Consider the following 12,566-nt stretch of genomic DNA (forward strand, 5'->3'; position numbering starts at 1 on the left):
TCTCCTTTTCTAAAATTCGTTGTAGATAAAGCCACCCTGACCTTGACCAAGGTAACTAAAGAAATAAAGTAGGGCTAGGAAAATGGCAAAATACAAGACCGTCTGCCCGATAAATTTATAAAGTGTTTTATGTTTCATAAGTTTCACTCTTCATTTTGATTGTTACTCACTATTTTACCATTTTTTATACCAAGTAAGCAATTTTAAACATAGTGAGAATGTGGTAGAAAACGTTATCATTTCAGATCATTCAAGCCGTTTAACGAAAGCATTTTTCTTTAATCAGTTTTCTGGTTGAAATCCTATTCTATTTCACACTACCCTGATGAATCAATTCCAGACACTTGTCCAGATCCACATCTCTCTCGAAATGGCTAGGTGTCCAAGGAATCTCTATATCGGGTAGAACACCCTGATCCGTCATTCCTTTACCTTGATCTACGCATAGACAACGAGAAGTAGGAAACATCAATTGATAATCGCCATAATCAACGGTACAACAATTGGAATAGTCTAAAATTCCGAGAGTCGGTCTACCTACCACCGTTACCTTCTTAAACTGCTTCATCATCTGAACAAAGTTGTCGCCAGAAGAACCGCAATAGATATCTGATAAGATAAAGATCTGTTCAGGATAGTGGCCACCTCTAACCTCTGGGAAGAATTTCTCGCTTTCTTGCTGATACGGTACATAGCCTTGTCCCCGATGGCGGAGCAAATCCTCTTTCATATCTTCAAGCAGCTTAACTGTTTCAGGACTAATTTCTTCCTGTTGCATCCAGTCCTCAAAGTCTTTCAAGCGCAGGTCAACATTGCGTTCCGTGTAGAGAATTTCCATACCATCATCGTCCCAGTCAAGCGAATCATAGCCCTGATCCTTCTCTAAGGCTAGATGTAATAGAGGGAAATATAAAGAATCTGTCCCTCCGCCGTTCTGTCGGACATCAATGATAAGAAACTTGACCTCCGTCATCATAGGTAAACACTCTTGATATACCCGACTAATGGCTCCTTCATCCATAAAGTTATCCAGACGAAGATAAAGAATCTCATCGTCTAATCTTTTCCAAAAAATCTGATCTTGGATCGGTTCTCGACTAGGGACTACTTCAATGGTCTTTTCTATCCCTTCTCGAAGCAGGGTGACACTCGTTGACTGAGAGACCAAATCTGCCCATTCTCGGTAGTGTCTTTCAGGGGTCTTGCTGATAAAATAGTCTTTATGAAGAGAAGCTATCTGCTCCAAGTCACTTCCATCCAAACCTAAGATCTGATCTCCTACTTGAAGACCCGTATCTTCATTAGCTTCCTCAACATACAATTTCTGTCCATTTATTCTCAAAAGAAACCCTTTTTGATTGGCCTTTTTATCACGAAAGGAAACATGCCCGATCACCCCAAAACTAGCTAGGTAAGTCTTAACTTGATAGAGAAAGGCATCATCTGTCATATCATCTGTAATGTTTTCTCGAAAAGGCTCTGGATCGCATCCTTTTCGATCCTTGATGGTAGATGAATCATGGGTCATAATAGAGACGACATCTTCAAAAATAGCAGTCTTTTTCATAAAGGATTCCTTCCATTTTTTAGAAACAGTATACCACTTTTTCTTAAAAAGTTCTTAAAACCCTAAAAAACTATCCTAAAGTAGGATAGCCGTTATAGATTCTTTCTTTTCTTCGCTTTCTTTGTCAGAGCGACATCACAATTTTCAATCTCGCTAATCAATAGATTGGCAAGAGCAAAATCATCGATGTTCGATTTCATATTTACCTCGTAGTTCAAGGTCAGTTGTTCTCCAGCTTGGGCCGTTGTGACAGAAATAAAGTCAATTTCTGAACAACTTTGGTCCAACAACTGGCTGATTTGTTCTGCAACAGAATCCTGTTTTGTGACGGTAATGGTCAAATGACGGCGCCGTTGATGGTCTGCCTTACTCTGTTTGTTCTCTAATACCAGCCACACCCCTAGTAAAGAAAGGGTTGATAAAATGGCCAATAAAAGATAGCCCGAACCTGCAGCCAATCCTATAATCATGGCTAAGAAAATGGCAATCAACTCTCTAGAACCACTCGTAGCCGAACGAAAACGGATCAAACTAAAGGTCCCTGCCACTGCAATCGAGGTTCCCAAACTTCCATTGACCAAAAAGATCACTAAGGTCATCATACAAGGAAGCAAGGTCAAACTAATGACAAACTCTCGAGTGTAAAGTGTTCGGTATTTATAGGTCCAAGATAGGGCCAGCCCTAGAAAGAAGCTGACCAAAAGGGCCAGCAGTAAGCGCAAAGGATCCACCGTTGCTGTGGCATTATTAAAAATAGAATCAAATAGATTAGACATAGGCAGCACCTACCGTTTCTTGAACTGGTCTTGGGGCATAATCCAAGCCTTGTGATTTATGATAAGCACAGCTATATTTTGAAAATTTCTGTTTCACCAAACCATACTTCTCTAAAATATCCTTTAGCCATTGAGGTTCTTGGCCAGGAGCCTTAATTTCCATGATCACGAAGTCATCCTCTAGTAGAGGTTCTCCTTTCTTCCCACCAAAAAGGCTAACAGCCTGGTCTCGAAAGACTAAGTTTTGATCGATTGTCACGCGAATCTTCTGATAAGGATAACCCTGAATGGATTTCTTTTCTTTGAGAGACAAACGATCATAATAAATGAACATCCGTGGTTCCAATCGATGACCATAACGTTTGCGCAATCTCTGAATCTCTTGCACTAAGTCTGGATCTTGTATCTGATGATCTACTGTCCCATCTGTCATCAAGTTGATAATGGCTTGCGAAGTAGCGACTAGGCGGAATTTATGGCCAATTCCTTCTTCATCTTTTGACTTCACCTCTAGAAACACTGGGCTGTCTGCTTGAGGTTTTTCTATATAAGTCCGCATCCGAATTTTTTCACGGCGGTGTTGTTTTGCAAGAGCATCTTGAATGACATCAAAATTTTCCGTATCAAAATAAATGTTTGAAATGGTTGAGGTTGGGTAATCATCTTCTACGACGTATTCTTTTAAGTCTTTGATCAAGTCCTTCACGTCATCTTTTGCGACGATATATTTTGTTTCGATTCGTTTGAAACTTGTCTCAATTGTTTTTTTCATGTTTCTTCTCCTTTAAGAGGGATCTATTGTTTCTAACCTTCAGTAAGTATGAATACGACTTACGTGCTTTCTAGTTTAATGGGACTTTCTTAACTGGTCATTAAGCCAAACTTAAAGAAAACTAAAGTTAAGGTTCCTTTCAGAAAAACTTTAGGAAACTTTCAGCTAGCAACTTTAGACTAGGAGCATATCAATTGAACGAGAGGAAAAGCTCATGAAATCAAACAAATGGAAATTTTTATTAACGGGGGCCGCAACCCTCACCTTACTGACAGCTTGCACCCAGGCGTCATCACAATCAGCTACAAAAAGCAATACTGCACAAACTACCGCTACTTCTACTTCAAAAAATAAAACAAACAATTCCAACTATTTTACAGATAAGGACAAGGACAGCTCTTACGATGAAAGCAAAGCCTCTACTGTAAAACTGTCTGGATCTTCTGCAAGTGTATCAGGTGACGGCGTAGCTGTATCTGGATCCACCGTGACCATCTCAAAGGCTGGAACCTATGTCATCTCTGGTGAATCCGATGGGGTTCAAATCAAGGTCGAAGCAGGTGACTCAGATGATGTTCACATCGTCTTGAAAGGCGTTACCATGACCAACACCAACTCACCAATCTCTGCTACAAAAGCAGGACATGTCTACCTCACTTTAGCAGATGGCACGACCAATACCTTATCTGATTCAAGTTCAAACAATGATGAAGATGCCGATGCAGTGATCTTCTCTAAAGGCGACCTCACCATCAATGGTTCAGGTACGCTCAACATTGATGCCAAGAAGAACAACGGTATCAAAGCCAATGACACCCTCCACATCACAGGTGGAACCTATAAAATCACGGCTGTAGGAGATGCCTTCAACGTCAATGACGAACTCAATATCACTGGCACGACCATGAGCATCGATGCAGATGAAGATGCCGTCAAGGTGGATAATGATGAAGATACTTCTGTTGGAACCATGTATCTGTCTGACAATACCATGACCATTTCAGCTGGGGACGATGGAATCCATGCTTCTGGTGATCTGATCATCGATAGCGGAACCTATGAGGTAACCGAATCTGTCGAAGGTCTCGAAGGAAAATCGATCACCATCAACGGTGGTGATATAACCATCTATGCAACCGATGATGGTGTTAATGCAGCCAATGCTAATGCCAACCAAGATGAAATTTTCTTCACTATGAATGGTGGAACCCTCAACGTTGAAGTTGGCCAAGGCGATACCGATCCAATTGATTCGAATGGAAATATCACTGTTACCGGAGGAACCATTAAATTAACGGGTCAATCTGGATTCGACTTTGATGGTACTGCTACCTACACTGGTGGAGACATCTATATCAACGGTGAAAAACAAACGGAAATTGTCAACTCCATGCCTGGAGGCGGTGGGGCCCCAGGCGGTGGCGGACCTCAAGGCGGTGGACCTGGAGGCGGGCATCCATAATAACAAACAAAGGCAGGATTTCTTCCTGACCTTTTTTTGTTGCCTTTTTTATGATAGAATAGAAATTCAATCAGCTTATCGAAAGGAACATGATGAAAAAACAAACACTCCCTCTTTTCTTCACACTCTTGCTGTCTCTTCTTTTTCTATCAGCCTGTGTGCCGGACCTTAAGATCAATTTTAAACAAGAGCCTACTACTACCAGCTCAAAAAAGAAAACCACTAAAAAAAGTAGCTCGAGTCGTTCAACTAGCTCAACTAGCACAGGTAATTCCTCTAGCTCTCCCTCAACTACTACGGAAACTACTTCTGACATCATCACAACCGAAGGGCTCCCTAGAAATGCCCAAGAAGCACCCAAGGATAAAATTTATGCAACAGGGAACTTAAAAGTAGCCTACTCTAAAAATGACGACAATATTTTTGTACAAACGCCGGATTATGAAGGGTATACCACTGCTCTTGTCCAAAAAATCCTTGGAAATCCAGAGAAACAAATAACAGACCCTGCTTATATTAGCGAATCTTTTCAAAATATTGAACTAGAAAATATTAAAAATCTCTACCGTAAGGGGAAAATTACAGAAGAACAAGCTCATGCCTTTTTATTGGGGGCAGTTGATCTGAAACAAGCTTCTAAATTTGGAGTAGCCTACACCATTTACACCTATAAAAACAACACCATCCAATTGGTCTTTGAAAACGACCAACTCCTCTATATTACGCCAAATCCTGATGTTGTCTTCTTTAAATAATGAATATTCTCGCTTAAACAAGCGAGAATTTTTGTTTCACATGAAACAAAAAACTCTCAACTCCAAATGAGTTGAGAGTTCTTGACGATTAGTCCTCTTCATATTTTTTTGGATTGTAAAACCACATCCCTAGTCCCGCAAATAGAGCAATGGTCACCAAAAGAAAGACCACTTGATTTCCAATTTCTCCTGTCATCGAAATCGTTTGACGAAGACCAGAGACGGTATAGCTCATTGGCAAGAATGGATGAATGGCTTGGAAAAATCCATTTGTCAAAGCAAGAGGATAAGTTCCTGCACTAGAAGCTAATTGCAAGAGCAAGAGGATCAACGAGAGGAAAGCACCGACCTTTCTTTGCCATGTTGTTAAAGCGGTCACGATAGACATGAAGGCCACACTACCGATCACACAAAGGAAGAGGGTAGCCATCTCATGATTGGCAGATAAACCAATCAAGTGAACAGCACCATAGACCAAGATTCCTGCAACCACCGCAATGGTTCCATTGACCTCAAAGCGAGATTTAAACCATGCCCAACGACTTTCAGGATGACGACCGGATGGCAATTTTGCAAAGATCATATTGGTTGACAAGGCACAAACAAAGAGTGCTACAGAGATCATATAAGGAGCCATTCCGACCCCATTTACAGGGACATTATCTTGATCTGTTTTAGAAGTCGTAACAGGATTGGCTAAGGTTTTAGCGTTTTCTTTTTCAGTTGTAGCCACATTCAATTGTCCCTTAGCATCGTTTAATCCTTGACTCAAGTTTTGGCTTCCTGCTGCTAATTCACCTAAACCATTTGTCAATGTTTGGCCACCTGCTGCTAATTTGCTGGAGCCATCTGAGATTTGATTTGCACCGTCGGCTAGTTTATCAGCACCAGTCACCAATTGACCTGATTTTTCTGTCAACTGATTGACACCAGTGACAAGTTTATTGACACCACCTGCCAACTCTGGAGTCTTGCTGTTCAATTGCCCTACACCTTCAGCTAATTTTCCAGCACCGGCAACCAATTCACCCGACTTACCTGTTAATTGGGTCGCTCCTGAAGCCAGTTGATTCATACCTGATGTCAAGGCAGGCATCTTCCCATTTAACTCACCTAGACCAGAAGCTAATTGATTGCTTCCTGCAAGTAATTCTGATGATTTACTATCTAGTTGACCAACACCTGCTGCTAACTGACTAGCCCCATTTGTTAAAGTACTGCTATTCGTCTTAAGTTGGGTTGCTCCATTAGCGATTTTATCAACACCAGCTGTATAAGCGTCGATCCCTTGACCGATGGTTTGACTAGCTGGCAACAATTGTCCACTAACTGCGGATTGGATCTTAGACAAGCCACTTGACAAGTCTGTCAAGGTAGAAGAAGCTGTCGGTAAAACTTGATTGGCTGCCGTTTGCAGTTGTGTCAAGCTATTTCCTGTATTCAAACTACCTTGGATCGTTTGAATCGTAGTCAAGATTCCTTGAGCCGCCGTTTCACTCGAGCTTGGGCTCGATGAGATCGCCGCATTGATTTCCGCTTGTTGGTCAGCTGTCATTGCTTGATAGGCTGCTGTTCCTTGCACACTTGCAAGGGCATTTGCACGATCCGCTTGGGCTGAAGCAAGGATTGATTGAGCTGAATTCGCAATACTCGTCAATCCAGACGAAAGTTGACTGGTATCCACTGTAGCATTTTGAATCGCTGCATTTAATTGGTTTAAACCAGCTGCCAATTGATCAATCTGAGCAGATTGACTTGTAGAAGCTTGTAGCTGGCTTGATAATGTTTGAATACCTGATTCTAATTGTGAAACCCCATTTCGAAGGGTAGCAGATTGACTACTTAATTGACCCGCTCCTTCTGATAAAGTAGCGACTCCATTTGTATAGGTTGCTAAACCATTTGAAAAGTTAGATAGGCCTGAATTCAATTGACGCACGCCATTGGTATAATTCCCAAGACCATCATTGAGGGTCCCCATACCACTGGTTAATTGACCAACTCCTGAAGCTAACTGAGGGGTTTGACTCGCCATTTGATTGAGACCATTTCCTAATCGATCCACTCCGGTAGCGTAAGCCATCAAGCCTGTATTAAAAGTACCAAACCCATTATTTAATTGATTGACGCCAGATACCAAGTTTGGAAGTTGACCAGCCATTTGATTGAGACCATTTCCTAATTGACCAACACCATCTGTATAGGCTGCTAGACCCGTACGAAGAGTAGTCGCACCATCTGAAAATGCTAAGCTTGAACGAGCCAATGTATTCAAATTAGTAGACAGTGTTTGACCACCATCTTCCAATTTACTTGCACCATCTGCTAATTTAGCACTTCCATCTGCCGCTGTCCCCATACCAGATTTAAGCGATCCCATTTTGGAAAATAAAGCTGTTGTATACGTATTGGTCACTTTTTCGGCCACTGACTGCTTCATCTTTGTCATCGCAGTGTCGCTCATTTTCCCTGCGATAAAACTATGACCACTGGATGTTTGGTAATCAATGGTCATCTGTTCCGGATGATTGGTTAAGATGGAGCTAGCTTTCTTTGAAAGATCCTCAGGCAGGGTTACAATCATATAATAATCGCCATTTTTAAGACCATCTTTCGCAGCTTTCTCATCTACAAAATGAAAATCAAGTGAGTCATTGTCCTTCAAATTGGACACCATGTCTTTTCCTATTTCCATCTTTTGTCCATTATATGTAGCAGATTGATCCTTATTGACAACCGCTACAGGAAGATCCGAAACTTGGCCATATGGATCCCACATGGAAGATAGAAAAATAATATTATAAAGAGCTGGAATCAAAGCAACTCCAATCATGACAATGATAAATGTTGGCTTTTTAAGAATAGCCTTCCATTCTTTCATCATATTTTTTGTCTCCTTTTTATACACATTGTCTAAATTTCTGATATAATAGATTATACAGTTTCTAGAAATTTTCACAAGTAGGAAATCTTTATTTTTAGACACTGTGTATAATTTTGTGCAAAAAGGATTAACAGATGACTGAGAGCAATAAACGATTAAAAACAAAACGAAATATCGAGGAGGCGATGGTTCGACTACTAGAAAAGGAATCATTCGACCAAATCACAACGGTTGAGTTAGCACAAGAATCCGGCATTAGTCGCTCTAGCTTTTATACCCACTATCGAGACAAGTACGATATGATCGAGCGCTACCAACAAGCACTCTTTCACAAGCTTGAATATATCTTTGACAAACACCAAGACGACAAGCGCCAAGCGATTACAGAAGTGTTCGAATTCCTAACCAAGGAGCCACTCTTTGCAGTTCTTCTGACAGAGAATGGAACCAAAGAGATCCAAACCTTCTTACGACATAAATTACAGATTCTTCTGGTTGATAGTTTGCAAGAGCGCTATAGTCATAAATCATTAACAGATATTGAAAGAGTCTACAGTTCTGTCTATCTGACCAATGCCTTCTTCGGAGTCTGTCAGATGTGGGTTTCGCGCGGAAAAAAAGAAAGTCCTCAACAAATGGCTGAATTTTTAATGAAAATGTTACGGTAACAGTCTCTCCTGATCGATCTAGATCAGGAGTTTTTTTATTAGCAGGTTTAGGTTTTAAGAAAACAAAAAGGGGAGCAAAGCCAGAAATCAACCCTTTAAGACAAAACAAAAAGCCCACTGTAGTAGGCTTTCTGCAAAGTATATCTTAAAATTAAAGCATTTTGTTATCAGCACTTAAACATGTATAGTAATAATAAGGCAACCTAACTACCAAAAACATTGTATTTCAACAATCACTAACAAAGTGAGACATGCTGGGGTAACTTAAAGGGTAGTAAAAAGGGAACTAAATCTAATGAGTTCAACAGGCAAGAATTAAGCTCCAAAACTTTGGGGCTTTTTTAAAATCTTTGACTTTTTTTGACCTATACCCCCACCCCCCTTAAAAATTAACCCTTATATTTAGAAAATCGACCCCTCCCACCGGTTCCCTAGCGCTTGATTTTTTCGATTTTTTTCGACAGGGGGGTCTTATTTGGAGATCTTCAAATTTGTGTACGTTCCCAAAAATAGGTAATTCTACTTTTTTATTTTTACATATTATTTATATAATTTTAATTACAAACTCATTGTTTTATGTTTCGTTATCATTCGCTATGAATTCCTTTTACTTATCTATTTTTGTGTAATCAATCTGATTTAAATAATCATTCACCATGCAATAAGAACATACTGTTCATTAAATACCAATTGTTATTCATATTATAAAAGAAAACTAACTAATTATATTCTTCTGTTTCAATCTCACACAAGATCTAGACTTTAAATAAGATCCTAACTTTTCTTCTTCTAACTCATATAAGTTATTCACTTATTTAGTTACTAATTGTATTTCTTCCTATCTTCTTTATCACATCTGACTTAGACATATCTTACATTCTGTCTAATTCGTTTATTCACCAAACCCCAAGCGTATCAAGGAACTACAAGATTTTAAAAAATGAATTGGCGTTTCCCTCATTATGTCTAATTGGAAGAATTGAAAGATAAAAAGATAGGCCGAAGCCTATCCTCTACCTATTTTATCTTCTCAACTCATCGACTTTACTTTGATAATCATTGAGACCTTGAGCCACTAATACAGTTTTTCCATTCTCCAGTATTACATCTCCAGCCTGGTATCCTTCGTTTAGGTATGGCTCCGAATAACTACCCTTTATCTCTTTTTGAATTTGTTCAAATCTTTTCTCCCGAATAGTTTTTAATGCTTCATGTCTTGCTTCGAGAGTTAACAACATGACTATTTTTTCAGCGTCTTTTGCTACGTTTAACATCTGTTGAGTAGTGAGTTTCTTATTTGGTGTCAACCCGATTGTCATTAGCTTCTGACCGTATGACAGATTGTTTTTCTTTTCCTTTACTCCAAGTGTCATTAGTTTCTGTCCGTAAGACTGATCTTTGTTATTCTCAATGCTTTTCAGTTCTTCGATATTCGCATCGATTTTATCTAGATTCTTTTTGATTACATTTTCCATAAACAAGTGTCGCCCTTGTTCTGGGACATGTTCGAGAATACTAGCAACCATTTCACGGGAAATTTTTTTCATGAACATTTGTTTATCTACAAACCCATACTCTAACGCACGATCACAAGAAAACCATGTTTCTTCTTCCATTAAACTTCTAATAGTTTCCATTGGTAAACCTGTCTTGTTTTGATATGCCAAAGCGATACTATTGTTTACTACTTCTAGAGCTTCAATTTGTTTTTTATGCTCTTTAGTATTACCATACGTCCAAGCCATTGCGTTATGTATCATAAACAAACCTGTCGGGCTCATTTCTACAGTATCCCCAGCCATTGCAATCACACTGGCAATACTAGCACAAACTCCCACTATTTTTACTGTTACTTGTCCTTTATATTCTTTTAATCGACTGTATATTTCACTTCCTGTAAATACATCACCACCGCCAGAATTTATAATCACTTCTACGGGTTGAGAAGAAGACGGTAATTCAATATCTTGTAAGGCCGTGTATTCCTTCCCCTCTTTTTTATATGCTTCAATACTATTATTTGGGATAATTGCCCCTTTAATCTCAATCTTATTCATTTGTAAAAGCTCCTAACATTTTTTTAAAAAATCCTTCTTGTTTCCCTTGTGCTTTCAGTTCTTTCAAAGCCTGTTGCATTTTCATGTCTTCAATATATTCAAGTTCTTCCGCTTCTTTTCTTTTTTCATGGACACTTGCAAGCCATTCAACTTTTGAACTAAAACCATTTTCTTTCCAATAGTTTTCCACTTTAAAGTTTGTTAAATGTCTATTAAGTGTTGGTAAACCAAGTTCTTCAAACTCCGCTTCCGCATGACGTGTAAATGAAACTTCTTCACCAATTCTAATGAAATAATTAAAATCACGATCTTTTAAAGGTGGGTAAGGTGTATATAATTCATCTACAAAATAATTTGTAAATTCAATTTCTGTACACTCTGGATGGTTCGTATATAGATCGATCTTTGAAGGAAGAACTTTATTGTCGCCAAATTCCCCAAGTGCTTCACTAGCTTCTTTAACTATTTTTAAAATTGGAGAAAATACTTTTTCTTGTTTACTAGCAAGTTTTGTATTTACTTTTACTAACTCATTTAGATTTAAAGTAATTTCTTTTTTTAATTCAGTTGCTTTTTGATCCTTCTTTTTGCTAGTAAGATAACGATCAGAAAGAAGTTTATCCATTTCCTCAATTGACTTTGTTCGAAGTTCCCAATATTTTTTAATTGAGCTACAAATTTCTTCAACAAATTTAATAATTTCTTTACCCCCTGATAATGTACTGGCAATTTCTGGAATTAGTCCTAGCGATAGGTAATGATAATTATCGTTATTCTCTACACCAAAATAGGTAGATTTTTTATTAAATAAATTATAGTTTTGAACTAATTCAAAATAAATCTTTTTTGCGTCTTTAATTTCCATTGTTTTCCTCTTTTCTTTAAATTCCTACAAAAAAGAGACATGACAAAAACGAATTTTAAAAACGTCTTATGTCATGCCTCTTGTCTTCAAGTTAGCAATTATATTTTTGTCTGTTCTTTCGTCTCTACAAGTGTAACTACACCATTAGAGATCTTTAAATTTATCTCCCCAAATTCAGGGATCTTCACGTTTTTTATTATACCACGGTTCATAAAATATATCCAACCGTCATTTAGTTTATCCATTATAACCCCTCCCATTCTTTATCGAAATCTAAATTTAGCCCTGTACGATATTCATCATAAAAGTTACAGATTTGATTTAGAATACTGCTTAAATCATTTACAGATACATATTTTAACAACAATCTAGTTAGACTACTGTCCTTTTCTACACATAGGAAGTCCACCTTTGCATTTACCCTAAAATGAGTACCCAGTAAATATCCTATAAGTGCCTCCGAAGCTATATGAGCTGTTTCTTCTGTTTTAAAATCATATGTAAAATTAAATTCCTTTACATCGTATTTTAGTTTTATTTTCATTTTGCACCTCCTTTTTTTAATATTCGTAGTAGGATTTTTTTAAACTGGTAGGAAAGTGTTGGAAAATTTTCCTACCAAATTAAGCCCGTCAAATCAACGTTTTTCGCAAAAAGTAGGAAAGTAGGATTTTTTTTTAGACAACTTAACAACTTATAACATATATAGCTATAACTTATTTAATAATAATAAGTTTATTAATAAATGTTGTATTTTCCT

The 12,566-nt window shown here is 38.2% G+C and carries 12 protein-coding genes; 3 read left to right on the forward strand and 9 right to left on the reverse strand.

Annotation, left to right across the window (positions count from 1 at the left end; genetic code table 11):
• Positions 1-9: 9 nt before the first annotated feature.
• The 4 genes from HMPREF1195_RS08870 to HMPREF1195_RS08885 form a co-directional block, all read right to left on the reverse strand.
• Positions 10-138, reverse strand: coding sequence for a teichoic acid D-Ala incorporation-associated protein DltX (locus HMPREF1195_RS08870; protein ID WP_003002102.1), 129 nt, complete (start codon positions 136-138; stop codon positions 10-12).
• A gap of 169 nt (positions 139-307) precedes the next feature.
• A complete protein-coding gene (locus HMPREF1195_RS08875; protein WP_023919941.1) occupies positions 308-1,567 on the reverse strand; it encodes a S41 family peptidase in 1,260 nt (419 codons plus the stop codon).
• 92 nt (positions 1,568-1,659) lie between these two features.
• A complete protein-coding gene (locus tag HMPREF1195_RS08880) occupies positions 1,660-2,343 on the reverse strand; it encodes a DUF4956 domain-containing protein (RefSeq protein ID WP_023919943.1) in 684 nt (227 codons plus the stop codon).
• Entirely contained in the window at positions 2,336-3,115 is a 780-nt protein-coding gene (locus tag HMPREF1195_RS08885; RefSeq protein ID WP_023919945.1) for a polyphosphate polymerase domain-containing protein, read from the reverse strand. Before HMPREF1195_RS08885 ends, HMPREF1195_RS08880 begins: the two co-directional genes overlap by 8 nt.
• 214 nt (positions 3,116-3,329) lie before the next feature.
• Between HMPREF1195_RS08885 and HMPREF1195_RS08890 the strand changes: the two genes are divergently transcribed.
• Together HMPREF1195_RS08890 and HMPREF1195_RS08895 are read left to right on the forward strand one after the other, a co-directional pair.
• Positions 3,330-4,577 (forward strand): carbohydrate-binding domain-containing protein, encoded by a 1,248-nt coding sequence (locus HMPREF1195_RS08890; RefSeq protein WP_023919946.1) that lies wholly within the window; start codon positions 3,330-3,332, stop codon positions 4,575-4,577.
• A 92-nt stretch (positions 4,578-4,669) separates the two neighbouring features.
• Entirely contained in the window at positions 4,670-5,332 is a 663-nt protein-coding gene (locus tag HMPREF1195_RS08895) for a DUF4947 domain-containing protein (RefSeq protein WP_023919947.1), read from the forward strand.
• 88 nt (positions 5,333-5,420) lie between these two features.
• On the opposite strand, the gene HMPREF1195_RS08900 is transcribed toward HMPREF1195_RS08895, so the two are convergent.
• Complete coding sequence (locus HMPREF1195_RS08900) at positions 5,421-8,216, reverse strand: YhgE/Pip domain-containing protein (protein ID WP_023919948.1); 2,796 nt, start codon at positions 8,214-8,216, stop codon at positions 5,421-5,423.
• A 134-nt stretch (positions 8,217-8,350) separates the two neighbouring features.
• Between HMPREF1195_RS08900 and HMPREF1195_RS08905 the strand changes: the two genes are divergently transcribed.
• Complete coding sequence (locus HMPREF1195_RS08905; protein ID WP_003001962.1) at positions 8,351-8,884, forward strand: TetR/AcrR family transcriptional regulator; 534 nt, start codon at positions 8,351-8,353, stop codon at positions 8,882-8,884.
• A 1,022-nt stretch (positions 8,885-9,906) separates the two neighbouring features.
• On the opposite strand, the gene HMPREF1195_RS10830 is transcribed toward HMPREF1195_RS08905, so the two are convergent.
• The 4 genes from HMPREF1195_RS10830 to HMPREF1195_RS08920 form a co-directional block, all read right to left on the reverse strand.
• Positions 9,907-10,941: a head maturation protease, ClpP-related gene (locus tag HMPREF1195_RS10830; RefSeq protein ID WP_023919949.1), complete on the reverse strand. Its 1,035-nt coding sequence runs from the start codon at positions 10,939-10,941 to the stop codon at positions 9,907-9,909.
• Positions 10,934-11,806, reverse strand: a complete 873-nt coding sequence (locus tag HMPREF1195_RS08915) for a hypothetical protein (RefSeq protein ID WP_023919950.1) — start codon at positions 11,804-11,806, stop codon at positions 10,934-10,936. The genes HMPREF1195_RS10830 and HMPREF1195_RS08915 overlap by 8 nt, the downstream gene beginning before the upstream one ends.
• 98 nt (positions 11,807-11,904) lie before the next feature.
• Positions 11,905-12,051, reverse strand: coding sequence for a hypothetical protein (locus HMPREF1195_RS11245; RefSeq protein WP_023919951.1), 147 nt, complete (start codon positions 12,049-12,051; stop codon positions 11,905-11,907).
• Positions 12,051-12,350, reverse strand: a complete 300-nt coding sequence (locus tag HMPREF1195_RS08920) for a hypothetical protein (RefSeq protein WP_023919952.1) — start codon at positions 12,348-12,350, stop codon at positions 12,051-12,053. The genes HMPREF1195_RS11245 and HMPREF1195_RS08920 overlap by 1 nt, the downstream gene beginning before the upstream one ends.
• Positions 12,351-12,566 lie beyond the last annotated feature (216 nt).

The sequence above is a fragment of the Streptococcus parasanguinis CC87K genome (genome assembly GCF_000507765.1).
GTDB classification, from domain to species: Bacteria; Bacillota; Bacilli; order Lactobacillales; family Streptococcaceae; genus Streptococcus; species Streptococcus parasanguinis_J.